21 protein-coding genes are annotated in these 25,203 nt (G+C 75.9%); 10 read left to right on the top strand and 11 right to left on the bottom strand.

Features of this window, described 5'->3' with window-relative positions; all coding sequences use genetic code 11:
* Positions 1–134: 134 nt before the first annotated feature.
* A complete protein-coding gene (locus ACQKM2_RS00300; RefSeq protein WP_427704676.1) occupies positions 135–599 on the bottom strand; it encodes a Crp/Fnr family transcriptional regulator in 465 nt (154 codons plus the stop codon).
* A gap of 196 nt (positions 600–795) precedes the next feature.
* Positions 796–1,098, bottom strand: a complete 303-nt coding sequence (locus ACQKM2_RS00295) for a hypothetical protein (RefSeq protein WP_427704674.1) — start codon at positions 1,096–1,098, stop codon at positions 796–798.
* Positions 1,099–1,338: 240 nt separating this feature from the next.
* On the opposite strand from ACQKM2_RS00295, the gene ACQKM2_RS00290 reads away from it, so the two are divergent.
* Positions 1,339–3,261, top strand: coding sequence for a glycoside hydrolase family 5 protein (locus tag ACQKM2_RS00290; protein WP_427704671.1), 1,923 nt, complete (start codon positions 1,339–1,341; stop codon positions 3,259–3,261).
* On the opposite strand, the gene ACQKM2_RS00285 is transcribed toward ACQKM2_RS00290, so the two are convergent.
* The gene (locus ACQKM2_RS00285; RefSeq protein ID WP_427704669.1) at positions 3,258–4,739 is read right to left on the bottom strand and encodes a hypothetical protein; all 1,482 of its coding nucleotides are present in this window, start codon (positions 4,737–4,739) and stop codon (positions 3,258–3,260) included. The genes ACQKM2_RS00290 and ACQKM2_RS00285 overlap by 4 nt on opposite strands.
* Positions 4,740–4,988: 249 nt before the next feature.
* Between ACQKM2_RS00285 and ACQKM2_RS00280 the strand changes: the two genes are divergently transcribed.
* Positions 4,989–7,721, top strand: coding sequence for a DNRLRE domain-containing protein (locus ACQKM2_RS00280; RefSeq protein WP_427704666.1), 2,733 nt, complete (start codon positions 4,989–4,991; stop codon positions 7,719–7,721).
* Positions 7,722–7,873: 152 nt separating this feature from the next.
* Positions 7,874–8,569 (top strand): DsbA family protein, encoded by a 696-nt coding sequence (locus tag ACQKM2_RS00275; RefSeq protein WP_427704663.1) that lies wholly within the window; start codon positions 7,874–7,876, stop codon positions 8,567–8,569.
* On the opposite strand, the gene ACQKM2_RS00270 is transcribed toward ACQKM2_RS00275, so the two are convergent.
* Positions 8,541–8,900 (bottom strand): ArsR/SmtB family transcription factor, encoded by a 360-nt coding sequence (locus ACQKM2_RS00270; protein ID WP_427704660.1) that lies wholly within the window; start codon positions 8,898–8,900, stop codon positions 8,541–8,543. The genes ACQKM2_RS00275 and ACQKM2_RS00270 overlap by 29 nt on opposite strands.
* A 71-nt stretch (positions 8,901–8,971) precedes the next feature.
* On the opposite strand from ACQKM2_RS00270, the gene ACQKM2_RS00265 reads away from it, so the two are divergent.
* The gene (locus ACQKM2_RS00265; RefSeq protein ID WP_427704658.1) at positions 8,972–10,960 is read left to right on the top strand and encodes a heavy metal translocating P-type ATPase; all 1,989 of its coding nucleotides are present in this window, start codon (positions 8,972–8,974) and stop codon (positions 10,958–10,960) included.
* Positions 10,961–11,004: 44 nt separating this feature from the next.
* Here the strand turns inward: ACQKM2_RS00265 and ACQKM2_RS00260 are convergent, their stop codons facing one another.
* On the bottom strand, positions 11,005–11,445 hold the full coding sequence (locus ACQKM2_RS00260; protein ID WP_427704655.1) for a hypothetical protein: 441 nt from the start codon (positions 11,443–11,445) through the stop codon (positions 11,005–11,007).
* A gap of 88 nt (positions 11,446–11,533) precedes the next feature.
* Between ACQKM2_RS00260 and ACQKM2_RS00255 the strand changes: the two genes are divergently transcribed.
* Positions 11,534–11,857, top strand: coding sequence for a hypothetical protein (locus ACQKM2_RS00255; RefSeq protein WP_427704653.1), 324 nt, complete (start codon positions 11,534–11,536; stop codon positions 11,855–11,857).
* On the opposite strand, the gene ACQKM2_RS00250 is transcribed toward ACQKM2_RS00255, so the two are convergent.
* The gene (locus tag ACQKM2_RS00250; protein ID WP_427705690.1) at positions 11,826–12,659 is read right to left on the bottom strand and encodes a MerR family transcriptional regulator; all 834 of its coding nucleotides are present in this window, start codon (positions 12,657–12,659) and stop codon (positions 11,826–11,828) included. The genes ACQKM2_RS00255 and ACQKM2_RS00250 overlap by 32 nt on opposite strands.
* Positions 12,660–12,728: 69 nt before the next feature.
* The gene (locus ACQKM2_RS00245; RefSeq protein ID WP_427704651.1) at positions 12,729–13,190 is read right to left on the bottom strand and encodes a hypothetical protein; all 462 of its coding nucleotides are present in this window, start codon (positions 13,188–13,190) and stop codon (positions 12,729–12,731) included.
* A gap of 255 nt (positions 13,191–13,445) precedes the next feature.
* On the opposite strand from ACQKM2_RS00245, the gene ACQKM2_RS00240 reads away from it, so the two are divergent.
* Together ACQKM2_RS00240 and ACQKM2_RS00235 are read left to right on the top strand one after the other, a co-directional pair.
* Positions 13,446–14,735, top strand: coding sequence for an MFS transporter (locus tag ACQKM2_RS00240; RefSeq protein ID WP_427704648.1), 1,290 nt, complete (start codon positions 13,446–13,448; stop codon positions 14,733–14,735).
* 171 nt (positions 14,736–14,906) lie between these two features.
* Positions 14,907–15,638, top strand: a complete 732-nt coding sequence (locus ACQKM2_RS00235; protein ID WP_427704645.1) for a peptidoglycan-binding protein — start codon at positions 14,907–14,909, stop codon at positions 15,636–15,638.
* Between the two features lie 79 nt (positions 15,639–15,717).
* On the opposite strand, the gene ACQKM2_RS00230 is transcribed toward ACQKM2_RS00235, so the two are convergent.
* Positions 15,718–16,461: an SDR family NAD(P)-dependent oxidoreductase gene (locus ACQKM2_RS00230; protein WP_427704643.1), complete on the bottom strand. Its 744-nt coding sequence runs from the start codon at positions 16,459–16,461 to the stop codon at positions 15,718–15,720.
* A gap of 139 nt (positions 16,462–16,600) precedes the next feature.
* Here ACQKM2_RS00230 and ACQKM2_RS00225 point away from each other — a divergent pair, with 139 nt between their 5' ends.
* Positions 16,601–17,677: an RNA ligase (ATP) gene (locus tag ACQKM2_RS00225; RefSeq protein ID WP_427704641.1), complete on the top strand. Its 1,077-nt coding sequence runs from the start codon at positions 16,601–16,603 to the stop codon at positions 17,675–17,677.
* A 125-nt stretch (positions 17,678–17,802) separates the two neighbouring features.
* Positions 17,803–18,720 carry an NADP-dependent oxidoreductase gene (locus tag ACQKM2_RS00220; protein WP_427705688.1) on the top strand — a complete coding sequence of 306 codons (918 nt, stop codon included), beginning with the start codon at positions 17,803–17,805 and terminating at the stop codon, positions 18,718–18,720.
* Positions 18,721–18,731: 11 nt separating this feature from the next.
* Here the strand turns inward: ACQKM2_RS00220 and ACQKM2_RS00215 are convergent, their stop codons facing one another.
* From ACQKM2_RS00215 to ACQKM2_RS00205, 3 genes are all read right to left on the bottom strand, one after another.
* Positions 18,732–21,581, bottom strand: a complete 2,850-nt coding sequence (locus ACQKM2_RS00215) for a poly(A) polymerase (protein ID WP_427704638.1) — start codon at positions 21,579–21,581, stop codon at positions 18,732–18,734.
* Positions 21,581–23,365 carry an RNA ligase family protein gene (locus tag ACQKM2_RS00210; RefSeq protein WP_427704636.1) on the bottom strand — a complete coding sequence of 595 codons (1,785 nt, stop codon included), beginning with the start codon at positions 23,363–23,365 and terminating at the stop codon, positions 21,581–21,583. Before ACQKM2_RS00210 ends, ACQKM2_RS00215 begins: the two co-directional genes overlap by 1 nt.
* 92 nt (positions 23,366–23,457) lie before the next feature.
* Complete coding sequence (locus ACQKM2_RS00205) at positions 23,458–23,931, bottom strand: hypothetical protein (RefSeq protein WP_427704633.1); 474 nt, start codon at positions 23,929–23,931, stop codon at positions 23,458–23,460.
* Between the two features lie 253 nt (positions 23,932–24,184).
* On the opposite strand from ACQKM2_RS00205, the gene ACQKM2_RS00200 reads away from it, so the two are divergent.
* Positions 24,185–25,192 (top strand): NUDIX domain-containing protein, encoded by a 1,008-nt coding sequence (locus ACQKM2_RS00200; protein WP_427704631.1) that lies wholly within the window; start codon positions 24,185–24,187, stop codon positions 25,190–25,192.
* Positions 25,193–25,203 lie beyond the last annotated feature (11 nt).

Raw genomic sequence — 25,203 nt, 5'->3', positions numbered from 1 at the left:
GTTTCTCGTCACCGTTCGTGAGCGCATGACCGCAGTCCGCAGCGACCCCCGTCCACCCGGCGCCGCCGTGACCTGTGGGGGAGGGATTCCGGGAAACGGCCGAACACCCCTCCCCGGAAGGTTTGGAGCGCCCCTCAGCGGCCCGCCCCCGAACGCGGGGAGTAGAGGTCGAGCAGCCGGGTGCGGGTCTGGTGGAGCCGGACGGCGAGGACCCTGCCGACCCAGTGCCCGATCGCGGAGCCGAAGGCGGGGTCGGCGTCCATCAGCATCCGGACGGTCGCCCCGTCGAACTCGTAGGCGCGCACCGGGGTCATGGCCTCGGCGCTCAGCTGCCACACGTACGGCGGGAACAGCCACGACCAGCCCACGAGCTCCCCGGGGCCGAGGCTCTCCACGGGGGCGGGGGTGCGGCGGCCGGGCAGCGGGATCTCCAGGGTCACCGTGCCGGAACGCACGATCCAGAACGTCTGGGCCGGCCCGCCCTCGTCGAAGAGCCGCGCGCCCTCGGGGAAGTTGACCTCACGGGCGTGCGCCATCAGCCGGCCGCGGTGCTCGGCCGACAGGACGGCGGCGATCCGGATGGCGGAAGGTGTGCTCACGACGGCCTCCGATCACGACCCCCCACGAGCCTCTGGTCCCCCCAGTGTCGCCGACCCGGGCCCGGATCAGGGCATGCCGCGGCACGGGAACCGTCGGTCGTGCCCCGTCCACCGAGGGTGGCGGACGACGGGCCGGGTCGCCCCGGAGCGTCGCCCGTACCCCGGCGGAAGAAACCCTTCCGGTGGCTGCCGGGTGCTACTCCTCGGCATTGGCCTCCAGACAGGCCAGCTCCATCGCGTCGAGCACCGCCTCGTGGCTGCGCCCGCTCAGCTCCGCCACGTTCTCGATCTGCGCCGTCGCCCAGGCGGCCAGGGTCATCACCAGCACCCGCAGCCCGTCCGTACCGTGGTCGTCGAGGATCGCGTCGGCGACCGTCATGGCGTCCTCCGGCACCTGCTCCGCGGGCTCCAGTCCGGCCAGACCGCGCAGCATCGCCAGCGTGCGGCGGGAGATCTCCGGCGTGATCCTCGCCAGCCGCATGTCCTCGTCGTCGTCCATCAGCCCCACCCTCCCGTTGCCGGCTGCCCCTCAGGGCACGGTAGAGGCGCCGGGGCGTGCGCGGGGCGGTTTTGGCCAGGTGGCCGGGTGTGAAGGGATGGCCGCCGTTTGCCGGAATTGACGCCTCCGCGGACGGGCGGGTGCGCCGGGGCGCTCCTGTGCCTTCCGCCCGGTAGGACCGGCCGGTAACTTGTCGGCCGCAGCCGTCCGGAGCGGGCGGCCGGAGCGGGCGGGAGCGAGATGAAGAGCCTCGTACGGGTGCTGCTGAGCGTGCTGTTCCTGGCGGCCGGAGCGCCGCCGGCCGCCGCTGCCCCGCCCCCGGCCCCGGTCCCGGCGGCCGCCCCCACGGCCGCCCCGGCGGCGGACACCGCCTGGACGCCCCCGCTCTCCACCCGGGGCCGCTACGTCGTCGACGCCCGGGGCGAGCGGTTCCGGCTGCGCTCGGGCAACTGGGACGGCGCCCAGGGCTCCTGGACCGGCTCCGGCGACCGGACCGACCCCGCCGCCCACCACAGCGGCCAGGACTCCCACGGCATCCCGCTCGGCCTCGACCGCGTCCCGATGCCCGCGCTGCTCGCGGACTTCCGCGCCCTCGGCCTCAACAGCATCCGCCTGCCCTTCTCCAACGAGATGCTCCACACCACCACCCCCGTCCCGGACGCGGCCGTGGCCGCCAACCCGGCCCTGCGCGGGCGGACCCCGCTCCAGGTCTTCGACGCCGTCGTCGCCGCCCTGACCGACGCCGGCTTCGCCGTCATCCTCAACAACCACACCGGAACCACCCGCTGGTGCTGCGGCCTCGACGGCAACGAACGCTGGAACAGCGGCCGTTCCACCGCCCAGTGGGCCGACGACTGGGTGTCGATCGCCCGCCGCTACCGCGACAACCCGCGCGTGGTCGGAGCCGACCTCTACAACGAGGTCCGCCGCGACACCTGGGACGACCCCAACTGGGGCCTGGGCGACGGCCACGACTGGCAGGCCGCCTCCCAGGAGGCCGCCGACCGGATCCTCACCGAGGCCAACCCGGACCTGCTGATCGTCGTCGAAGGCATCAACTGGACCGGCATCCCCCTCGACGGGTTCCCCCACGAGCGCCCCACCCTCACCCCCGTGCGCGGCCTCTCGCACACCCTGGTCGTCTCCGGCAAGCTCGTGTACTCCGCCCACTTCTACGGGTACACCGGCACCCGGCACAGCGGTGCGACCGGCCTCGGCGAGACCCACGACCCCCGCTACCAGGACATGACCCGGGCCCAGCTCGAACAGACCCTCTACGACCAGGCCTTCTTCGTCTCCGCCGAGACCGGCACCCACTTCACCGCCCCCGTCTGGATCAGCGAGTTCGGCATCGGCGCCGATGAGACGGGCGCCGCCCCGCGCGCCTGGTTCCAGAACCTCACCTCCTACCTGGCCGGCTCCGACGCCGACTTCGCGTACTGGCCGCTCGTCGGCTGGAGCACCACCGCGCAGGGCGCCCCGGGCGGCGACAGCTGGGCCCTGCTCCGCTACGACTCCACCGGCCGCCGCACCGGGGTCCTCGACCCCGCCGACTGGCGCACCGCCTCCCTGACCGCCCTGACCACCGCCCCCGGCCGCACCGGGCCCGTCCCCGCCACCCCGGCCTGGTACCAGCTCAGCACCGACCACCGTGACCACAACGCCTCCCTGCGCACCCGCGCCCTCGGCGACTGGGACAGCGGCGCCCGCAAGGCCGTCTGCCCGGACGGCGCCCGGCTGACCGGCCTCAGCCACACCGGCGGCCGCGGCCTGTGCACCACCTCGGACCTGCGGGCCCCGGCCGGCGGCCACACGGTGGTCCGCGACGAGGCGCACGTCCCGCCGGGCGGCGACTGGGCCACCGGCTACACCAAACTCCAGTGCCCGGCCGGGCAGTTCCTCATCGGGTACAGCCTGCGCGGCGAGCGCGTCTCCGCCGCCCTGTGCGCCCCGGCCCGCACGGCCCTCCCGGCCGCCGCCGGCCGCACCCTCTGGTTCGACCGGGGCGACAACCGCCCGCCGGGAGCCGGCGGCGGCGACTACGCCCGGGGCCACTACAAGGGCCAGTGCGCACCCACCGAGTACGCGGCGGGCATCGCCTTCACCACCCGCGCCGCCTCCCGCCCCTCCCCGGCCGCCCTCCTGTGCCGCCCGCTGCCCTAGGGGGCGGGGGGCTTCACGAGCGCCGCGAACGGTTCCCGCACCGTGGCGCTGGTAAAGAAGTACAGGCCGTAACTCGTGGAGGTTTCCTGCGAATCAAGAGCGGTGGGCTTCCGTGATTCTTCATTCTTCAGCGAGATCGTGGCCTGCAGGTAGCTGGACTGCCAGCCGTCCGCGGTCTTGTTGACAACCCACCAGATGGTGGCATATCGGGGGCGGCGAGTCGCGTTGAGGATCTCATTGCTGTAATAAAGTCGAGCCTGATATTTGAGGTACTCGTCTCCCGGTTCGGCCACCCATTTGGGCGCGTCCTTCACGTGGGACAGGGAGTCGTCCCATGAGGTGGTCACCGAAGACAGGAAGTCGGTGCTCAGCGTGGCTCGATCCGTCCTCATGACCACGGCTTCGGCGACGCCTTCGATCGAATCGAATTCCGAGTTCGCGGGGATGCTGAGGACCCTTTCCTCGCTCATGACGTCGCCTGACTCCATGAAAGAACCACCGCCGTTCACGATGACCTCGCCGGAGCTGATCAGATCACGCCCCATCACGCTGACGTTCCGCTCCACACTTTCGCCGGCCTGGATGTCGCCCTTCCACTCCGCCACGCCCCTGGCCTTTTCGGCGAAATTCGCCGAACGTCCGTACACCCTGTACAGGGTGCCCAGGATGTAGAGCGGCACCTTTCCGTTGTTCTTGACGGTCACCGTCATCGGAACGTACAGGACGGTGCGTTTGGCGTTCAGTTGCGGTTCTCCGAACTTGACAGCGATGTCCATCGTGAGAGGGCTCGAGTACGGTACGTAAACCCGGGAGTAGAGCAGGTTTCCGATGGATATGAGTCCGGCCACCGCCGCTCCGGTCGCGACTTTCTTGGGGTGGGGGGACTGCCTCCATATCTGCTGGGGGTTGATCTTTCGCAGCGCCCAGAGGGACCAGACCAGGATAGTGGGCCAAATCCATGCGTAAGGACTGTATTCTCGGGCGTCTATCTGCATCGCGAGCAGGAGGGCGTTCACGGCCAGCGCGATCGCGACACCTACGAGAACCGCCGCTCCGGAGTAGACCCAGCGGCGTTTCCCCAAGTAGTCGAAGGCGCAGATGGCCGCAATCATCTCCACAATGCTGGCGAAGAGGAACGTGGCGCCCGCCACGCGCCCCCCGAACGTCAGGGCGTCCGAGACGTCCGTCTTGCCTATCTTGCCGAGCACGCCGGCAGTGATGAGAAGGCCCGCGGCTATCAGGACCGAAGTCCCTCGCCGTCTCCAGGGCCGGTCCGGCCAGACCTCGGATCCGCCACCCCGCCAGTGCACGAGCTCACCGGCCTCCAGGTCCAAGTCCTCAGGGACCTCGGCACGGCGCAGCAGGCCGCGCAGGTCTCCCAAGGACCAGGCCCGTCCCACGACCTCACCCCGCACGCGGACGTCCCTCAACCCACGACTGTCCGGAGGCTCCACCACGATCAGGGGTTCGGGGTTCATGGCGTCAGCCTGGCCCGGGTGGAGCGGGACTGCATGCCGGCCGACCCCGGAGGCACGGCGATGCGGTGCTGAGACGTCCAGGTCACAGCGCACGTCTCCCTCATGCCGGGCGCTACGCCGTGTGGGCTACGCAACCGGTGGGTCAAGTGGGGTGACCGGTGGGGGGATCCGGCCTATGGTGCGGCCGTACCGGAGAACATCTGTGCGGTGGCCGTGCAGCAGAACGATGCACGACGAACTGGGGGGTTCATGCGCAGATCCAGAGGCCTGGCGGCCGCTCTCGCCCTGGCACTGGCCGGCACCGGCGCGGTCGCCGGCCTCGGGCTCGTCCCGGAGGCGGCGGCGGTCACTCCGCCCGTGGCCTTCACCGCCGACCCGCTGCCCACCTGGCAGCCCAACGGGGTCGTCTGGGCCCTCGCCGAGGCCGGCGGCACCGTCTTCGCCGGCGGCACCTTCTCAGCGGTCCGCCCGCCCGCCGGAGCGGGCGGCACCGAGCGCCAGGCCGTCAACTTCGCCGCGCTCGACGCCGCGACCGGCGCCCCGACCTCGTGCGAGCTGTCCTTCACCGTGGCGAGCGGCACCGCCACCGTCCGGGCGCTCACGGTCTCGCCCGACAAGAAGACCCTCTACGCGGGCGGCTACTTCGGCGCGGTCAACGGCACCCCGCTCTCCGGCATCGCCGCCATCGACGTCGCCACCTGCACCGTGAAGCCCTCCTTCCGGCCCGCGTTCGCGGCCACCGTCCGGGCCATCGCCGTCACCGCGGACACGGTCTACGCGGGCGGCGACTTCCTCACCGTCGGGGGACAGCCGCGCGGGCGCTTCGCCGCCGTCGCCACCGCCGACGGCGCGCTGCGCCCCTTCCGGGCCGACGCGGACGAGCCGGGACGCGCCGTCGAGGTCACCCCGGACGGCAGGAACGTCCTGCTCGGCGGCGACTTCTTCACCCTGAACGGAACAGACACGCACGCGCTCGCCGTCGTCGACGCCGGCAGCGGAGCCCTCACCAAGGCCTATCCCGGCTTCATCGAGACGAACTCCGTCGTCAAGGACATCGCGACCGACGCCACCGGCTTCTACACCGCCAACGAGGGCACCGGCGGCGGGGTCTTCGACGGCCGTATCGCCCTCGACCTGGCCGGCTTCGGGCAGCGCTGGCGCGACACCTGCCTCGGCGCCACCCAGGCCGTCCTGCCGTACCGGGAAGTGCTCTACAGCGCCTCGCACGCGCACGACTGCTCCGGCGTCGGCGAGTTCCCCGACGGCAGGCGCCACCACATGCTGGCCCAGCCGACCACCGGCACCGGCAAGCTGGGCTGGTCACCCGACACCGACGACGGCATCGGCGAGGGCATCGGCCCGCGCGTGATGGCCGTCGGCGCCAAGGCGGGCGTGCCCTACCTGTGGGTCGGCGGCGAGTTCACCACCGTCAACGGGGCGGCGCAGCAGAGCCTGACGCGCTTCTCCTCCACCGACGACACGGGCGCGCCCACGGTTCCCCTCGCGAGCGCGGCGAGCTTCAAGCCGGGCGAGGTCCAGGTGCGCTGGCGCACCAGCCTCGACCTCGACGACAGCGCGCTCACCTACCGGGTGTACCGCAACGGCTCGGCGACCCCGATCGGGACGGTGACCGCCGACTCGCTGTTCTTCAAGCGGCCGCAGGCCTCCTGGACGGACACCACCGCCCAGGCCGGCCAGACGTACACCTACCGGGTTACGGTCGCCGACGCGGCGGGCAACACCAGCGCCCAGTCCGCCCCGGCGACGGTGACGGTACCGGCCACGGCCGAGGCCTACCCGAACCGGGTCCGAGCGGACGGCGCCCAGCTGTACTGGCGCTACGACGACGTGGTCCTGCCGTACGCGGCCGACTCCTCGGCCGCCGGGAACCAGGCGGGCGTCCACCAGGGCGTCCCGGCCCTGCGCCAGTCGCCGGGCGCGGTGGGCGGCGCGAGCACGGCGATCGGCTTCGACGGCACGGACGCGCACGTGTACGGCGACCGCCGGCAGACCGTGGGCGCCACCTACAGCATCGAGACCTGGTTCAGGACGAACACGACACGGGGCGGCAAGCTCGTCGGGTTCGGGAGTCAGCAGGCGGGCGGCAGCAGCCACTACGACAAGCACGTCTACATGACCGACGGCGGCCGGCTGGTCTTCGGCGTCTTCACGGGAGCCACCCGCACCGTCACCACCGCCGCCGCGTACAACGACGACAGGTGGCACCACGTCGTCGCCACCCAGGGCCCCGGCGGGATGGCCCTGTACGTGGACGGCGCCCTGAAGGGCACCCTGGACGTCACCACCCACGAGGACTTCGCGGGCTACTGGCGCACCGGCTTCGACGGCCTCGGCGGCTGGCCGGACCGCCCGGACAGCGAGCACTGGGCGGGCCGGCTGGACGAGACCGCGATCTACCCCGGAGTCCTGAGCGCGGCGCAGGTGACGGACCACTTCACCCTGGCCTCCGCCCCGGCCGACACGGTCGTCACGCTCACCGCGGCCGAGGACACGTACGCCAACGCGGGCGCCCCCGCCGCCAACTACGGGACCTCCGGCTCCCTCGCGGTGCGCGGCACCCCGCTGTACGCGAGCTACCTGCGCTTCGACCTGCCCGCCGCACCCGCCGGGAAGGTCCTGAAGTCGGCCGCGCTGAGCGTGAAGACCAGCACCATGGCCGGGGCGGGGACCACCGACACTGTCTCGGTGGTCCCGGTCGCCGGCGCCTGGTCGGAGGGCGGGACCACCTACGGCAACCGCCCGGCCACGGGCGCACCGGCGCTCGGGAGCCTCCCCGGGATCCCGGACGGCCCGGCGGTCCACACGGCAGGCCTGGACACGGCCGCCCTCGCGGGCGCGCTGGGCGGCCCGTACGGCCTGGCGCTGACCGCGACCGGGACGGACGCCCTGTGGCTGTGGTCCTCGGAGGCCGCGGCGAACGAGGGGACACCGCAGCTGCGGCTGACCTTCGGGGCGCCGTAGGCCTCCGAGGGCGTAGCGCCCCCCGGTCGCCTCAGGCGGCGCCGGCCGTGCTGTAGTGGGACCCGATTCCGTGCCGGCCGGCGTCGGCGCGGGAGCGGCGGTGCCGCAGGAGTCGGCCGGGCCCTCCCGAGCACCCAGGAAAGCGCAACCGCATGAGAGCCGAACGCATTCGTCCCGTACTGGTGGCGGTCGCCCTGCTGGGGCTGACCCTGACGGCCTGCGGAGATCAGACGGAGGCCGCGCAGCGGGCCCGCCGCCACCCGTACGCTGCCGTCGAGGACCTGCCGGAGGCCCTGGCGCCGGACGGAACCACGATCGTCGTGGGGGACCCGCGGCGGATGCCGGTCCACCTGTACGAGGACATGCGGTGCCCGGTGTGCAGGGAGGTCGAGGTGACGGGCGCGGGACCCGCACTCCTGAAGATGACGCTGGGCAAGGAAGTGCGGACCGAGTACACCCTGTCCTCGGCCCTGGACGGCCGACTGGGCGGCACCGGGTCGAAGAAGGCCGTCAACGCCCTGCGTGCCGCGCTGGCGCAGGGCAAGTTCGCCGAGTACCGGGCCGTTCTCCTGCGGAACCAGCCGGCGGAGAACGGCGACGGCTACACCGACACGCTCCTGCTGGAGGCGGCGTCACAAGTGGAGGGCCTGCGCGGTCCGGCGTTCGACTCCGCTGTCAAGGAGATGACGTACGCGGACTTCGCGGAGAGGTCCCAGAAGGCGTACGAGGCCGCCGGGGCGCCCGTGCTGCCCGCGGCGGACATCAACGGCACGCGCCTGCCGGAGACGCAGTCCGACGTGCTGCTCGCCGGGGACGTGATCACGCTGTTGACGGACGGCTACCGCTGACCTGGTCCTGGCCCCGGCGTCCGTGGTGCACGTGCTCCAGTACCTGCCGGAGCAGGGCGGTGACGTGCTCGTCGTGCAGCTCGTAGACCACGCTGCGCCCGTCGCGCCGCCCGGCCACCAGGTCGAGGTGGCGCAGCAGGCGCAGGTGGTTGGAGACGGTGGGCTGGCCGAGGCCGAGGGCCTCGGCCAGTTCGCCGACCGAGCAGGGCGCGTGCAGCAGCCGGGCCAGGATGCGGATCCGGGCGGGTGAGGCGAGGCCCTGCATGACCTCGGCGACCGCGGCCGCGTCGGGCTCGGTGAGCGCGGGTTGCGGTTCCGGGGCTGGTTCCATGGGGCCACCCTAGATCGGAGATCAGGACGTACACACGTCTACATATTTCAATGTGCTGATATATTGATGTCATGAACGTCGTGATGCGTGACGCCATGCGTGACGTGGCGAAGAAGGCCGGAGAGCGCGCGGAGCTGGTCAGCGCCCTGCTCGCCCTCACCGTCTACCTCACCGGGCTGACCCTCCAGCTGACCGGGAACGGCGGCCCCGCCGCCCAGGCGCTCTTCGTGGCCGCCTACGTCTTCGGCGGGTTCTTCACCCTCCGCGAGGCGGTCGCCACCCTCCGCGGGGGACGCTTCCAGGTCGACTTCCTGATGCTCGTCGCCGCGGCCGGAGCCGCCGCGATCGGCCGCTGGGAGGAGGGTGCCGTCCTCCTCGTCCTCTTCAGCCTCGGCCACGCCCTGGAGGAGTACGCCATGGGCCGCGCCCGGCGCTCCATCGAGGCCCTGGGCGCCCTCGCCCCCCGCACCGCGCTCGTCCGGCGCGGCGGCGCGGCGGAGCCCGTCGAGGTGCCCGTCGAGGAGCTGGCCGTCGGGGACACCGTCCTGGTCCGCCCGCACGCCCGGGTCCCGGCCGACGGGTTCGTCGCCGCGGGCAGCAGCAGCGTCGACCAGTCGCCGATCACCGGTGAGAGCGTCCCCGCCGACAAGACCCCGGTGGCCGACCGCGCCGCCGCCCTCGCCGACCCCGCCGCCGCCGACGCCGGCAGCCGCGTCTACGCCGGCACCGTCAACGGCTCCGGCTCCCTCGACGTCGTCGTCACCCGCATCGCCGCCGACAACACCCTCGCCCGCGTCGTCCGCATGGTCCAGGACGCCGAGGAGCGCACCTCGCCCACCCAGCGGTTCACCGACCGCTTCCAGAAGGTCTTCGTCCCCGGCGTCCTCGTCCTCGTCGCCGCCCTGCTGGGATTCGGCGCCCTCTCCGGCGAGCCCTTCACCGACACCTTCTACCGCGCCATGGCCGTTCTCGTCGCCGCCAGCCCGTGCGCCCTCGCCATCGCCACCCCGGCCGCCGTCCTCAGCGCCGTCGGCCGCGCCGCCCGCGGGGGAGTACTGGTCAAGGGCGGGGCGCCGCTGGAGGAGTTCGGCCGCCTGAGCACCCTCGCCTTCGACAAGACCGGCACCCTCACCGAGGGCCGCCCCCGCCTCACCGAGGCCCTGGCCGCCGACGGAGCCGGCCGCGAGGAACTGCTGCGCACGGCCCTCGCCACGCAGCGGCTCAGCGACCACCCTCTCGCCCAGGCCGTCGTACGGGACGCCCCGGCCCTGCTGGCGGACGCCCCGGCGCCGGCCGGGGCCCCCGAGGCCGTCAACCTCCGCGCCGTCATCGGCCGCGGGGTCAGCGCCGAACTCGACGGCGAGGCCGTCCACATCGGCAGCCTCTCCTACGCCGACACCCTCGCCGGCCCTCCGGTACCGCCCGCCCTGCGCGAGCGCACCGAGGAGCTCGCACGGACCGGCCGCACCACGATGCTGGTCCGCCGGGGCGACCGCTGGCTCGGCACCCTCGGCCTGATGGACGCCCCCCGTCCGGAGGCCGCCGGGACGGTCGCCGCCCTGCGCGCCCTCGGGGTCACCCGGACCGTGATGCTCTCCGGCGACGACCAGCGCGTGGCCGACGCGGTGGCGCGCGAGGTCGGCATGGACGAGGCGCTCGGCGGCCTGATGCCGCAGGACAAGGTCACCGAGGTGGCCCGGCTGCGCCGCACCGGCCGGACGGCCATGATCGGCGACGGGGTCAACGACGCCCCCGCGATGGCCGGGGCCACCGTGGGAGTGGCCATGGGCGCGGCCGGCTCGGCCGTCGCCCTGGAAACGGCCGACATCGCCCTCATGTCCGACGACCTGCGCCGGCTCCCCTTCATCACCGGCCTCAGCCGCCGGGCGAGCCGGATCATCCGGCAGAACCTCTGGCTGAGCCTGGGCATCGTCGCCGTCCTCGTCCCGGCCACCGCCCTCGGCCTGGGCATCGGCCCGGCCGTCCTGGTCCACGAGGGCTCCACCCTGGTCGTCGTCGCCAACGCCCTGCGCCTCCTGCGCCACCGGGACGACGGCTGAACGGCCGGGCCGGGCGCCCCACCCGCAGCGGTGGGGCGCCCGGCTCAGCCGCGGCGCTCCACCTCCAGGAAGCGGCGCCCCCGCGGGCCGCGGTACAGCAGGCACTCCCAGCCGTGGCGTTCCAGTTCCGCCGCGCAGGCCTTCAGGCGGTCCCGCTCCTCCCCGGCGGCGCCGCCGGACGGCGGGCCGGTCCAGGTGACCCGCACCCCGTCCGCGCCGGGCGCGACCCGGTAGCCGGTGCGGGTGCGCCGGCCGGCCGGGTCCACCGCCGACGGCGGGAAGCCGGCCGCCTCCAGGACGAGGGCCACCGCGCGCGGCATCAGCCGCAGCTCCCAGGGGGCGGGCACCCCCGCCCCGCCGGCCAGCAGCCGGCGGATCTGCAGCAGCCCCTCGTACGCCGTGCGCACCTCGGCCGCCCGGCCCTCGCCGGACACCTCGGGACCGTCGCCGGTCGCGGGCTCGAAGCCCCGGGGTTCCGTCTCCACCGCCGCCTCCACCGTCTGAGTACCCGTGCCGGGCGGACTGAGTATCCGCCCCGATCCCCCGCGGCGGCGCCGCTGCTGGAATGACGCCATGGACACCACGGCACCCGGAACCCCCCGCCCGCGCCTCGGCCACGTGACCGCCGCCGGCTCCGCGCTCGCGGTCGCCCTGGTCCCGCTCGTCGTCGGCGTGCTGATCGCCAAGGGCGTCGCCGCCGACCCGCACGCCCCCGTCAACGCCCTGATCGCCGGCGGCGGCCGGCGCGCCGGGCTGCCCCGCGCCGAGTGGAGCCGGCGCGGCCACGGCGCGGTGCGCCGGCTGCGGACGGCCCGCCGGGGCGCCGCCCGGTGCTGCGCGGCCGTCCGCGACCGGGGCCGTGCCCTCAGGGGGCCAGCGGCTCCTGGAGCTCGGTGACCCACCCCTGCGGGTCCTCCGGGCCGGCCAGGGTCAGCTCACGGGCGTAGCCGGCCGAGCGGTGGCCGCTCGCGTCGATCCACCGGGCCAGGGCCTGCGCCGTCGGCAGCACCCCGTCCATCGGGCCCCGGTGCACCACGGTCGCCGCCCGCTCGACCCCGGGCAGCTCGACGATCCGCACCCCGGCCCCGAGGTGCCCGGCGCGGACCGCCGGCGCCACCGGGAGGCCGGCGTGCACCAGGACCGCTCCGGGCTCGCCGCCCGGCGCCTCCTCGTAGTAGGCCAGACCCGGACCGGTCGGAACCACCCCGGCGGTCTCGACGCGGCGGCACAGGTCCTCGTACAGCGGGCCGATGACCGGCCCGATGTCCTGCGGGGCGAAGCTCGCGGCCACCCCGGTCAGTTCGGCCAGCCGTACCGGCGGCAGGCTCTTCACGACGATCTCGTCGGCGGACATGGTTCCCTCGCTCTCGATGGTCCGGAGCCTCGCCTCGACCTGGAGCAGCCGGGCCGCGGCCTCGGCCGCGGCGGTCTCCAGTTCCGCCCGGCGCAGCCGCAGCATCCCGCGCAGCTCCTCCGCGCCGACCTTCTCGTCGAGCACCGCCCCCACCTGTTCCAGGGTGAAGCCGAGCTCCTTGAGCGCGATGACGCGGTTGAGGCGGGCCAGCTGGGCCGCCTCGTACGAGCGGTAGCCGGTCACGGGGTCGACACGTGCCGGGCGCAGCAGTCCGAGCGCGTCGTAGTGGCGCAGCATGCGGACCGATACCCGGCCGTGCTTGGCGAAGTCTCCGATGGTGAACATGACGCCCTCCAGTGCACGGCCTGACACGGTGTGAGGGTCAAGTCTGCCCGGTGGGGAGATCCGGTCCGCTCAGCGGCCGTACTGGCGTACGCACAGGTCCACGATCGACGGCGGGACCGTGCCCTCCGCCGCCTCGCACAGCTCCTCGCCGCGCGGCGGGGGCGGCACGCGCAGCGGAGGCTGCTCCGCGGGCCGGGCGCGGCGGGGCGCGACGGGCTTCGCCGGCCGCTGCGCGGGCGGCCGGATCCGGCGGGCGGGCGGCGGCACCCGCGGGGCCGGCTCCGGGCCCGCCTCCGGGGCCGCCTCGGGCTCCGGGAGCTCGCCCAGCGGCAGGGGCGGCTCCTGCGGCGGATCGTGGGCGTGCCGCGCGCCGGTGGCGCCGGTCGCGTCGGTGGCGTCCGGGGCGTCCGCGGGCGGTACGGAGCCCCGCGCCGGGCCCGGACCGCCGGACTCCGCGCCGACGGACACGCAGCCGGCGCTCGCGAGGAGCGCGAGGAGGGAGAGGGGCAGGGCGGCCCGGCGTAACTGCATCCGACCACCATGCCGTAGTCCGGGGCCGCGCGGATCCGGATCCTCACGCGTCCGGGTGACGCCGGGAACCGGCCAGGACGTTGCCGAATCGATCCTTCAGGAGGCGGCCGGAAACGGCCAGGGCGGTCGCAGAATGGGCGGAACGCGATCGGCACGGCACGGCAGTGCGGGCGACGGGGGAGGCGCGACCCCCGGGGTCTGGTGCCGCCGCGCCCTCGTGCACCAATCGCCCGCCTGCCGTACGGAGTGCCGAGCATGACCGAACCAGCCGCGTCCAGCGTTCCCGATCCCACCCCCGCCGTACCGACCGCCGACCGGACCACCCCCAGGGCATGGGCGGCCGTCACGGCCGTCTCCCTGGGGATCTTCTGCCTGATCACCTCCGAGCTGCTGCCCGTCGGCCTGCTCACCCCCGTCGGCGCCGACCTCGGGGTCTCCGACGGCACCGCCGGACTGATGGTCACCGTCCCCGGCCTCGTCGCGGGCTTCTGCGCGCCCCTCGTCACCGTCGGCGCCGCCCGGCTGGACCGGCGGCACGTGCTCTGCGCGCTGATCGCCCTGATGGCCGCCGCCAACCTCGCCGCCGCGTTCGCACCCGGCTTCACGGTGCTGCTGGCCGCCCGGCTGCTCGTCGGCGTCAGCGTCGGCGGGTTCTGGGCCGTCGCGGGCGGGCTCGCCGTCCGGCTGGTCGCCGGGCACCACGCCGGCCGGGCCACGGCCCTGATCTTCGGCGGGGTCCCGACCGCCTCCGTGCTCGGTGTCCCGGCCGGGACCCTCCTCGGCGAACTGGGCGGCTGGCGCACCGCCTTCGGCGCCGTCGGCGTCCTCGGCGCGCTCACCACCGCCGCCCTGCTCCTGCTGCTGCCCGCACTGCCCCCGTCCGGGCCCGTCACCTTCCGCGAACTGCCCGCCCTGCTGCGCCGCAACCGCGCGGTCCGGGCCGGAGTCGCCGTCACCTTCCTGGTGGTGACCGGCCAGTTCGCCGCCTACACCTTCGTACGGCCCATCCTGCGGGACGTCTCGGGCGTCGACTCCGGCCTGGTCAGCACCCTGCTCCTGGGCTACGGCCTCGCCGGCGTCGCGGGCAACTTCCTGGCCGGGCCGCGCGACGCCCGCCGTACGCTGCTCACCGTCAGCGCCACCCTCACCGCCGTACTGGCGCTGATCGCCGTCGTACCGGGAGCCGCCGCCGGGACCGCGCTGCTGCTGGTGTGGGGCCTGGTCTACGGCGGGGTCTCCGTCAGCCTGCAGCGCTGGATGCTGCAGGCCGCGCCCCGGGCCGCCGAGGCCGCCTCCTCCCTGATGGTGGCCATGTTCAACTTCGCCATCGCGGCGGGCGCCCTCGCCGGCGGGCTCGCGGTGGACGGCGTCTCCGTCCCGGCGGCCCCGCTCGCCGGCGCGGCGCTGATGCTGGCGGCCGCGCTGACGGTGGCGGTCACTTCCCGGTCCGCCGCCGGAGCAGAACGGATGGATGGGGCGGAACGGACACCCGGCTTGACGAAGCGGTCGCGGACGGAAAGAGTCCGCTCAAGAGCCACCGAATGAGCCGCACTTCGGAGAAGTCCCACATGCCGATATCCGCCCGCGCTCCGCTGACCGTGCCGGCCCCGGGGGCGGGCACGGCCCTCGCCGCCCGGCGGCGCAGGGCCTGACCGGCTGGACGGGGGCCGGTTCCGCACCGCCGCACCGGCCCCCTGTCCGCGCCCGGAGACAACCGTGTCCCCACACCCCCATGAGAACGGGCCCGAGCCCGACGACCGCCACCTCGTGCGCCCCTACGTCGCCGTGACCGAGGGCCCCCACGGCCCGGCGTACCCCGACTGGCCTTCGCTGCCGGAGTCCCTGGAGGAGACGACGCAGCCCCTGCCGCGCGTCCCGCCCGCCCCCTCGGCCGGGCCCGTGCACGCGGATCCCGGACACGGGCACGCGCCCGCGCGGCGCGGGAGCCGCCGCGCGCCGGCCGCCCTCGCACTGGTGGCGCTGGCCGGGGCGGGCGCGCTGGTGTTCCTGCTGAGCGGGCCCGAACCGGACTCCCCGCCCGCATCGGCCCGTCCCGACCTGAACCTGCCCGCGCTGCCCGCCCGCAGCCCGGGTGCCGGGGAGACCGAGATCCGCAACCAGGCGGCCACGGCGAAGCCCTCGGCCACCGCCACCCGGTCCCCCTCCGCGCCGCCGTCCTCGGCGAAGCCGGCGACCGGCTCCCCGACGCCCCCGGGCAAGCCCGGGAAGCAGCCGGGCTCCTCCGGGACGCTGCGCCCGGGGGACAAGGGGCCCGAGGTCCGGGTCCTCCAGGAGCGGCTGTACGGGCAGGGGTTCACGTACGTCAAGGTGACCGGGGTCTACGACGGGCAGACCAAGCGCGGCGTCGCGCAGCTCCAGCGGGACCGGGACGTCAAGGGCGACCCGAGCGGCGTCTACGGCCCCGCGACCCAGGCCGCCTTCGGCTGAGACCGCCCCCGGGCCGGCGCCCGGGGCGGTACGGAGGCGGTACGGAGGCGGTACGGAGGCGGTACGGGGCCGGCCCGGGTCACCGGCCGCCGGAGACCCGCAGCACCGCTCCCGTCGTGTACGAGGCGTCCTCGGACAGCAGCCAGGCGATGGCCCCGGCGACCTCCTCCGGCTGCCCGGGGCGCCCCAGCGGGATCCCCGCGGCCGCCTTGGCCGGGCGGTCCGGGTCGCCCATCGCCGCGTGCATCCCGGTCTCGATGATGCCCGGCGCGACCCCGTTGACGCGGATGCGGTCCGGGCCCAGCTCCTTGGACAGGCCCAGGGTGAGCGCGTCGACGGCCGCCTTCGTGGCGGCGTAGTGGACGTAGTCCCCGGGGCTGCCCAGCGTCGCGGCCGCCGAGGAGACGTTCACGATGGCCCCGCCGCCGGCCGCCGCCATGTCCCGGGCCGCCCGCCGGCAGCAGAGCAGGTACCCGAGCAGGTTCACCTCCACCACCCGCCGCAGGTCCTCGGTCCGGGCGTCGGCGAGCCGGCCCAGCGGGCCGGTCACCCCGGCGTTGTTCACCAGCCCGGTGACGGGGCCGAGTTCCGCCCGGGCGGTGTCGAAGAGCCGCTCCACCGCGTCCTCCCGCGAGGTGTCGCCGCGCACGGTCACGCACCGCGCTCCCGCCGCCCGCACCCGCTCCGCGGTGGCGTCGGCGGCCGCCGCGTCGCGGGCGTAGCCGAGCACCAGGTCGTGCCCCTCGGCGGCGAGGCGCACGCAGACCGCGGCGCCGATGCCGCGGCTGCCTCCGGTGACGACGGTGACGGGGCGACGGGACATGTGAACCTCCATACGGGGAACGGCGGATGCCGTTCGCGCGGCGCAGGCTAACACCCCGAAATCCGCTGGACCAGCGGAAATGCCGCCGCCGAGAGTGGGCCGGCAAGCCCGAGTCCGTCCCGCGTCCCAGGAGGCGCCGATGTCCACCCTGCGTGTCACCGTCGAAGAGCTGACCGTCCACGACCACCCCGATGCCGACGCGCTGGAGCTGGCCCAGGTGGGCCTCTACCGCGCCGTCGTCGCGAAGGGGGCCTACCGCACCGGCGACCTGGCGCTCTACATACCCGAACAGGCCGTGCTCCCCGCCGCGTTGATCGAGGAGCTGGGGCTGACGGGCCGGCTGGCCGGCAGCTCCAAGGACCGGGTCAGGGCGGTCCGGCTGCGCGGGGAGCTCTCGCAGGGCCTGGTCTGCCGGCCCCGCGCCCTGGCCGGCGTGGACCTGGCCCTCGCCGCGAAGGAGGGCACCGACTTCGCGGAGGCGCTGGGCATCGTGAAGTGGTCGCCACCCGTCCCCACGACGATGGCCGGAGAAGTCGAGGCCGCGCCCGACCTGCTGCCCTGGGTGGACATCGAGAACCTCCAGCGCTACCCGGGGATCTTCGAGGAGGGGGAGCCCGTCGTCCTGACGGAGAAACTCCACGGCACGGCCTGCCTGCTGACCTACCTGGCCGCCGACGGGACGGTCCTGGTCTCCTCCAAGGGGGTCGGCGCCAAGGGGCTGGCCCTCAAGGAGGACGAGCGCAACGTCTACTGGCGCGCGGTACGCGGCCACGGCGTGGCGGAGGTGGCGGCCCGGCTGGCCGAACGGCTGGGCGCGAGCCGGATCGGGGTCTTCGGCGAGGTGTACGGGACGGGGGTGCAGGACCTGGCGTACGGGGTCCCGGCCGCGACGGCCGACGCCCCGTCCGGATACGCCGTCTTCGACGTGTCCGCGGAGATCGACGGCCGGGTGTGCTGGCTGGACCCCGCGCAGGTGCTCGGGGAGGGCGAACTCCCGCTGGTGCCCCGGCTCTTCGAGGGCCCGTACGCCCTGGACGCGGTACTGGAGCTGGCGAGCGGCCGGGAGACGGTCTCCGGGCGCGGCCTGCACCTGCGCGAGGGGGTCGTCATCCGGCCGGCCACCGAGCGGTACAGCCCCGTGACCGGCGGGCGGGCCATCGCCAAGGCGGTCAGCCCGGCCTATCTGACGCGCAAGGGCGGCACCGAGTACGAGTGACCGGGCGGCGTTGCGCTCGGCGGTGCGGGCGGCGTTCCGTGGTGGGATGGAGAAGGGGCGATTTCCACCGGTTCGGGCAGGCAGACGGAGAGGCCGTATCCATGTCGCAGGAGACGGAAGGCACCATGCGGGCCATGGCGTACGGGGCGTACGGCGGGACGGAGGTGCTCGCCGAGACCCGGCTGCCCGTGCCCAAGGTGGCACCTGGCGAGGTCCTCGTCCGGGTCCGCTGCGCGTCGGTCAACCCGGTCGACTGGAAGATCATGTCGGGCGGGCTCGACGGCCTCATGGACACCGTGTTCCCCGTCGTCCCGGGCTGGGACGTCTCCGGCACCGTCGAGCGCGTCGGCATCGACGCCCCCGAGTTCGCGGCGGGCGACGCGGTCATGGGGTACGCCCGCAAGGACTGGGTGCACGGTGGCACCTTCGCCGAGTTCGTCAGCGTGCCCGTACGCTGCCTCGCCGCCAAGCCCGTCTCCCTCGACTGGCGGCAGGCGGCGGGCCTGCCGCTGGCCGGCCTCACCGCCTACCAGCTGCTGACCCGCCTCGGCACCGGCGCGGCCGACACGGTCCTCGTCCACGGGGCGGCGGGCGGCGTCGGCACCCTCGGCGTGCAGATCGCCGCCGCCCTCGGCGCCCGGGTCATCGGCACCGCCTCCCCGCGCAACCACGACCGGCTGCGCGGCCTCGGCTGCGAACCCGTCGCCTACGGGGACGGCCTGACCGAACGGGTCCGCGCCCTCGCACCCGAGGGCGTCACCGTCGTCGCCGACTTCGTCGGGGGCGTCCTCGACGTCACCCGCGCCGTCCTCGCCGACGGCGGACGCCACGCCTCCATCGCCGACCACACGGTCCTGGGGGCGGGCGGCCAGTGGATCTGGGTGCGCCCCGACTCCGCGGACCTCGCCGCCCTGGGCCGCCTCGCCGACGAGGGCCGCCTGGAGGTCACCGTCGCCGAGACCTTCCCGCTCGCCGAACTCCCGGCCGCCTTCGTCCTCAGCCAGGAGGGCCACACCGCCGGAAAGATCGTCATCGAGGTCTGAGCGGCCGGCCCTCAGAGCAGGTCCGGCACCTCGCCCGACGCCGCCCACCCGACCTCCACCCCCGGCAGGCCCGCCGCCCACGGCGCGGCCAGGGCCGACAGGGCGGCCGCGTCCGGCGGGGTCGGGCCCAGCCCCACCGCGTAGCGGGCCAGGGTCGCGGTCCGCTCGAACGGGCGGGGCCAGGCATGGGCGTCCGGGAGCCCGGCCAGCAGGGCCCGCATCCGGCCCCGCGCCCGGCCCAGCCGCTCCTCGAACTCCCCGGCCGCACCGGCCCGTACGGTCACCACCGCCCACGCCGCGTGCCGCCGGTGCAGCGGCGGCGGCGCCGTCAGCCGGCCGGGGCCGTCCGGATCCGCCTCCAGCACCTCCCACGCCCGGTACAGCTCCCGGACCAGCAGGTCCCGCATCCCCGGCCCCACCTGCGCGGTGCAGCTGCGCACCGGCGCCCGCGGCGTCAGCACCGTCACCGGATCCGCCGACGGGGAGCGGCCCGCCCCGTCCGCCGGGAGCAGGGACACCGGATCGCTCCAGTCCCAGGCGGCCCAGGTCCCGAAGAACTCCCGCCGCAGCGCGGCGGGGGAGAGGTCCCCGGCAGCCCGGACCGCATCCCCGACGGTCCGTGCCGCGAGCACCGCCCAGGCCAGCCCCGGCAGCCCCCCGAACGGCGCCGAGTCCAGCCCGCGCGCCCGCGCCCAGGCCTTCACGTCCCGCGCCAGGGCGGCGAAGGCGGCGTGCTCCGCGCCCACCGACTCCCGTACCGCGTCGGTGTCGTCGAGCGCGCTCAGCGCCACCGCGGCCGCCTCGCCCAGCTCCGCCCGCCGGGCCACCGCGAGCTCCGGATCCAGCGCCCCGGCGCCGACCAGCACCAGGTCCACGTCCAGCCCGGACGCGTGCAGCCGCAGCCCCGGCACCCGGGCCCCCGTCACCTCCCGCAGCCGCCGCGCCCCCGGCAGCGCGGCCGCCACCCGCGCCCGCACCCCGGCGGCGTCCGCCGGCCCGGGCAGCACGGCCACCAGGTCCAGGTCCGCGCCCGGCAGCGCGCAGCCCATGCGGCGCGAGCCCGCGGTCCGCACCAGCGCCGCGGGCAGCGCCGCCGCGATCCGCGCGGCCACCTCCTCGGCGGCACCCGGCGCTTCGACGGGCGCCGCCGGGGCCCCGGGCCGGGGCAGCCGCACCGCACCGGTGCCCAGCTCCACCACCGCCCGCACCCGCATCGGCCCGTCCCCGCGCCGCGACAGCACCGCCAGCTCCCCGACCCGGGCCGTGCGCCCGCCCCGCCCGAGGCGCTCGGCGAACTCCCGCTCCGCCCGCCGCGGATCCGCGCTGCGGCCCAGCGTCAGGTGCGGGGTCCAGCCCTCCGCGCGGCCCCGGCAGCCCGGGAACCGGTCGGCCAGGGCGCGGCGCAGCTCCTGCCACGGCGCGTCGCCGTCCGGGCCCGCCGCCGGGTCCAGCCAGAGCGTGGCGTCGTCCCGGTGCCCGAAGGAGTGCACCCCCTCCAGCCGGGCGGTGAACGGCCCGGTGCCCGCCGCGGCCTCCGCCAGCAGGGGCAGCGCCTCCCCGAAGGAGGACTCCGGCACGAAGCCGAAGAGCAGGTTCACGTGCGCCGGCCAGCGGTCCGCCTGCGGGTCGTGCGCCCGGCGCAGCTCCCCGACGGCCGGGTCGTCCGGGGCCAGCCACGCCACGGCCGTCCGGGCCGTCGCCGGTACGCCGCACCGTGCGGCCCCCGCCTCCGCCGCCGCGCCGGGCGCCGCGTACGCGAGGGCGGCCTCCACCCCGAAGTGGTCGGAGACGAACAGCCCGTCCGGCCCCGGCGCGTCACCCCGCAGCCCCGCCGACCGCACCCGGACGCCGTCCGGGGCGCCCAGCAGGATCCGGTCCAGCCGGGCGGCGCGTCCCGTCAGCGAGCCGACCGCCGCCAGCGGGTTGGCCACCGGGTCGAAGGTCGGGGTGTCGTCCCCCGGCCCGTGCACCTCGGTCCACGCGTCCCGCAGCCCCAGCGCGGCGGCCGGGCCCTCGGCGCCGGAGCGGCCGTCGTTGAAGTCGCCGAGCAGCGCGACCCCGGCGCCGATCCCGCCCAGCCCCTCGGCGAGCCGCGCGAGTTCCCCCTCCCGCCGGGCGGCCCCGTCCTCGGTGTGATCGCTGGTCAGGTGCGTCGCGGCGACGACCAGCGGGCCGCCCGCGGTGTCCACGGTGACGGCGGTGACGGCCTTGTGCGGGCGCAGCTCGTGCAGCCCCGCCTCCCGTACCGGCAGCCGGCTCAGCAGCAGCAGCCCGTTGTCCGCCACGTCCGTACCCCGCGGGTCGGTGCCCAGGGTGTACCCGTCCCGCACCCACGGCTCGGCCAGCAGCAGGGCCAGCAGCGCCGGTTCGACCTCCTGGAGGGCGATCACGTCGGCGTCGGCGACCGCCAGGTCCGCCAGCAGCATCGGCCTGCGCCGGGCGGTGGCGATGCGCGGGGCGTCGTACCGGTCCCACAGGGTGTTCCAGGTCAGCAGCCGCACGCTCGCCGGGGGGTGCGCGGCCGGCCCGGCCTGCACGGGCCGCCAGCCGCCCGCCGCCGGGTCCCAGGCGTGCGGGGTGCGGGCGGTGAAGAACGGGGCGCCCAGGAGCCGTTGCTCCCGCACCCGCCCGGCGGGGGTCGCGTCGATCCGGTCGACGCCGGTGGCCCGGTCCCACACCAGCTCCCCGTCCGCCTCCACGAACAGCACCCGGTGCCAGGGGATGTCGCCGCCGGGCACGAAGGAGGGCAGCGGTATCCGCTTGGGCGCGGCCCCGCGCTGCAGCAGGCCGAGGGTGAACCGCGCCGGGTCGAACCGGGGGTCCCAGCGGACCTGGTGGTAGAGCTGCTCACTGGTGCGCATCAGACGTCGTCCCCCTCGTCGGCGTCCCGGAGGGAGCCCGTCGTGTCCTCGATCGTGCCGGCCGCCCCGACGTACCGGGTGCGGTGCGCCCGGCCGGGGTACGGCGGGCTGAACCGCCGCAGCTGCGCCGTGAGTACGGCCTCCGGCACGGGGTGCGGGCGTACGGCGTTGCGCCGGACCAGTTCCGCCTCCCCGACCAGCGCCACCACCCGGGTGACCAGCGCGTCGCGGCGCCGCGCGACCGCACCGGCCAGGCCGCGCTGCTGCTCGGTGAGGGAGGTGGCGTCCCACACCACCGTGCCCCCGGCGGCCAGGGCCCGGTCCAGCCGCGCCAGGCCCTCGCGCAGCACCTCGGGATTGGCCCGCTGGTCGGCGCGCGACCCGCGGGCCTCGCGCAGGTCGTCCAGGGCGATGTACGCGTCCACGCCGGGCAGGCCGCGCGCGTAGGTGCTCTTCCCGCTGCCCGAGGGCCCGCACAGCTGCACCAGGCGCGGGTACGCGGCCCCGTCCCGCCAGCGCCAGGTGGCGGCCACCGCCTCCTCGGCCGTGGTGAGCGAGCCCCGCCCGAACGCCTCGCGGGCCTCGGCCCAGCAGCGGTCGGCGGCGTCCGCGTCCAGCCCGCCGAGGGCCTCGCGCAGGCCTGTCCGCAGCCCGCCGAGCGGGTCGGGGCCGAGCAGGCCGGCCTCCTCGGCGCACAGCGCGGACCACTCGGCGCACTCCAGTTCCCCGGCCGTCGCCGGGAGCCCCGCGGCCAGCGCGTGCAGCACCCCGAGGTCGGCGGCCGCCGCCATCCGCACCAGCCCGGCCCGCCGCTCCTCCTCGGGGAACGGCCGCCGCACGGCCGGGTACAGCCCGACCAGGTCGGCCACGCGGCGCGCCGTCCGCATCCCGAGCGGTCCCGCCGCGAGCCGCGCCCCGAGGGCGGCCCGGGGCTCCCGGTGCAGCGCGGCGGCCAGTACGCCGGCGAGCCGGGCCTCCCCGGTGCGGCCGGCGCCGTCGAGCCGGGCGGTGACCTCGGCGACGGCCCGCTGCGTGACCGCGTCGGCAGGCTCCGCCACCGTGCCGGGGGGCTCCGCGACCGCTCCGGCCGGCTGCGGCATCCCGAGGGCGGCGAGCACTCCGGCCGGGTCCGGCTCGGCGCCGGAGCGGACCGCCCACAGCGGAGCGGCCGGGCCGAGCCCGTTGGGCACGACGGCCGCGTACATCCAGTGCGTGTCGGTCTGCACGTGCCCGCCCCGCACCCACTTGGCCACGTACCGGCCGAAGTCCGGGCGGCCGAAGCCGGCCGTGGTCCGTACGACGTAGCCCTCCTGGCGGGTGGTGTCGACGCGCAGCCTGCGCAGCGCCCGCTCGTCGTAGACCCCGCGCCACAGGACGCGCGGGGCGGGGACGCCGAGCCTGCCGAGGAAGCGGAGCGTGCGGTCCCAGTCGAGGCAGTGGTCGCCGTCCCACACCGAGAACCCGTAGAACCAGCTGTCGAGTTCCTCGTAGGCGAGGGAGTGGCGGGCGTACAGGTTCTCCCCGCACACCCGCCATCCCACCGGTATCCGCGGGCCGATCCGGCCCTGGAGGCCCTTGACCCAGGCGCGCGAGGGGTGGTGGCCCGAGTCGAGGGACCGGGCGTGCAGCCCGTCCGCGTACAGGGTGGTGTTCTCCCCGTCGAGCTTCTCGGTGACGACCACCTCGCGCCCGGCCAGCGCCGACGTGCCCCCGGCGCGCACGTCGTCCGCCGTGGCGCCGGGGGACCACGGCAGGTGTGCCGTGCGGGGGTAGTGCGTACGCATGGCGGGCTCCGGATCGGGTGGCGGGGGGCCAGGTCACTCTAGGTATCCGGAGTCGGCGCATCCACCCAATTAGCCCCCGGCGGCGGGCCGTCCTACCGGCACATGGCCACGATCGCCGGGTCCACCACCCCGTGGGCGGCCTCGCACAGCCGGCTCATGTCGTACGGCTGCGGCGCGGGCCGGGGCGCGGGGCGCGCGGGCTGCCGCTTGCGGGGCTTGGGGGCGGGGGTGCGGTGCGCCGGCCGGGCGGGCCGGCCGGAGGAGGCGCGGCGGGGCGGGCGGTCGTCGGAGCGCGGTGCGGGGCGGTGCGGGGCACCGGCCGGCGGTGCCTCGGCCGGCGGCGCGGGAGCGGCCGCCTCGACGGGCGGCGGGGGCACCTCCACCGGATCCGGGGCGGGCCCCAGCGGCAGGCCCTCCACCGCCGGCTGCCGGGGCGCCCACGCGGTCCGTTCCGGCGGCGGCGCGGGCGCCCGGTCCGGCGCCCGGACGGTGACGCATCCGGTGGCCGCCAGCAGCACGGCGAGCAGCAGGGACAGGGACGGCGGCAGCATCCGGCGCGACGGCATCCGCCCACCCTGCCGCAAGCGGGCGCCGCCGGTCGCGCCCGCTCACACGGACGGGTGAGCGTACGTGGTCGGACCGGCCGCTTTCACACCGCAGGTCCGCAGCACGGACGCTAGCAAGATCGACATAATCCGGCCATAAGGAGGTATAGAGCTGGTAAAGAAGATCGGCCCGCGCCGGGGGAACCGCCGTAACCCGGCGCCCCGGCCCGCTGTTGCACAGGCGGCTGGTCCACCCACGGTGAACGGAGTACCGATGCCGCAGCTGACCGACGACCCCGGACGGGCGGGCACCTGGATGACCCCGGCGGAGTACGGGGCCTCGCGCGCCGCCCTCTGGACCGGAGCGACCGTCCTCGTCACCGATCCCGACGGGCGGGTCCTCGTCCAGACCGTCGACTACCGCCCCGACCGGCTGCTCCCCGGCGGCGCCGTGGACGCGGGCGAGGCGCCCGCGGCGGCCGCGGCCCGCGAGATGCGCGAGGAGCTCGGCGTCGACGGCCACTACCCGCGCGGGCTGGCCGTCGACTGGATCCCCGCCGACGTGCCCGGGATCCCGCCCGAGATGCGCTTCCCGGGCGAGATCCTGCACGTCTACGACGGCGGCACCTGGACGCCCGAGCGCATCCAGTCCGTCCGCCTGCCCGCCCAGGAGATCACCGGGATCGACTTCGCCGAGCCCGCCGACCTGCCCGCCCTGATGGAGCCGGGCGACGCCCGCCGCGCCCTGTCCGCCCTCCGCGCACGGATCAACGGCTCCGGCCCGGCCCTGCTGGAGGACGGCCGTCCCACCACCCCCACCGCCCTGGACCGCCTCGGGGTCCTGCGCAGCCGGCGCACCCCCGAGCACGGCACCTGGCACCCCGGCCCCGTCCCCGCCCGCCTGCCCGTACGGGACCACCACGGCTGGCTCTTCGCCCCCGACGGGCGGGTGCTGCTGCTCGTGGCCCGGGCCACCGGCGCCGCGCACCTGCCCGGCCCCCGGGCCGAGCCCGCCGCCCCGGCGCTGCCGCTCGGCTACCGGTACGCCGACCGGGGCGCGCTTGCCCGTACGGCGGCCCGGCTCACCTCGGTGTCCCCGGCCGCGGACCCCGCGTACGCCCGGCTGCTGGCCACCCCCGAGCAGGTGCGGGAGCTCAGCGACTGGGGCCCGGCCGGGCGGGACGAGGTCGCCGCCGTGCACGCGGCCCGCGCCCAGCTCGGCCTGCCCGCCCCGCTGCGCACCCCGCCGGGGGAGCTCCCCGAGGAGGGGCTGCGCTGGTGAGGGCACGGGCC

Source organism: Streptomyces sp. NPDC004126 (genome assembly GCF_050275515.1).
In the GTDB taxonomy this organism is placed as follows: domain Bacteria; phylum Actinomycetota; class Actinomycetes; order Streptomycetales; family Streptomycetaceae; genus Streptomyces.
The sequence above is the reverse complement of the archived record's forward strand: the minus strand, read 5'-3'. Positions and strand labels throughout refer to the sequence as shown.

Coding starts and splice junctions, on each gene's coding strand:
- ACQKM2_RS00295 (WP_427704674.1), bottom strand. CDS start 1,098: ATGGACGACGACGAGGACATGCGGCTGGCGAGGATCACGCCGGAGATC.
- ACQKM2_RS00290 (WP_427704671.1), top strand. CDS start 1,339: ATGAAGAGCCTCGTACGGGTGCTGCTGAGCGTGCTGTTCCTGGCGGCC.
- ACQKM2_RS00285 (WP_427704669.1), bottom strand. CDS start 4,739: ATGAACCCCGAACCCCTGATCGTGGTGGAGCCTCCGGACAGTCGTGGG.
- ACQKM2_RS00280 (WP_427704666.1), top strand. CDS start 4,989: ATGCGCAGATCCAGAGGCCTGGCGGCCGCTCTCGCCCTGGCACTGGCC.
- ACQKM2_RS00275 (WP_427704663.1), top strand. CDS start 7,874: ATGAGAGCCGAACGCATTCGTCCCGTACTGGTGGCGGTCGCCCTGCTG.
- ACQKM2_RS00270 (WP_427704660.1), bottom strand. CDS start 8,900: ATGGAACCAGCCCCGGAACCGCAACCCGCGCTCACCGAGCCCGACGCG.
- ACQKM2_RS00265 (WP_427704658.1), top strand. CDS start 8,972: ATGAACGTCGTGATGCGTGACGCCATGCGTGACGTGGCGAAGAAGGCC.
- ACQKM2_RS00255 (WP_427704653.1), top strand. CDS start 11,534: ATGGACACCACGGCACCCGGAACCCCCCGCCCGCGCCTCGGCCACGTG.
- ACQKM2_RS00250 (WP_427705690.1), bottom strand. CDS start 12,659: ATGTTCACCATCGGAGACTTCGCCAAGCACGGCCGGGTATCGGTCCGC.
- ACQKM2_RS00245 (WP_427704651.1), bottom strand. CDS start 13,190: ATGCAGTTACGCCGGGCCGCCCTGCCCCTCTCCCTCCTCGCGCTCCTC.
- ACQKM2_RS00240 (WP_427704648.1), top strand. CDS start 13,446: ATGACCGAACCAGCCGCGTCCAGCGTTCCCGATCCCACCCCCGCCGTA.
- ACQKM2_RS00230 (WP_427704643.1), bottom strand. CDS start 16,461: ATGTCCCGTCGCCCCGTCACCGTCGTCACCGGAGGCAGCCGCGGCATC.
- ACQKM2_RS00225 (WP_427704641.1), top strand. CDS start 16,601: ATGTCCACCCTGCGTGTCACCGTCGAAGAGCTGACCGTCCACGACCAC.
- ACQKM2_RS00220 (WP_427705688.1), top strand. CDS start 17,803: ATGCGGGCCATGGCGTACGGGGCGTACGGCGGGACGGAGGTGCTCGCC.
- ACQKM2_RS00215 (WP_427704638.1), bottom strand. CDS start 21,581: ATGCGCACCAGTGAGCAGCTCTACCACCAGGTCCGCTGGGACCCCCGG.
- ACQKM2_RS00210 (WP_427704636.1), bottom strand. CDS start 23,365: ATGCGTACGCACTACCCCCGCACGGCACACCTGCCGTGGTCCCCCGGC.
- ACQKM2_RS00205 (WP_427704633.1), bottom strand. CDS start 23,931: ATGCCGTCGCGCCGGATGCTGCCGCCGTCCCTGTCCCTGCTGCTCGCC.
- ACQKM2_RS00200 (WP_427704631.1), top strand. CDS start 24,185: ATGCCGCAGCTGACCGACGACCCCGGACGGGCGGGCACCTGGATGACC.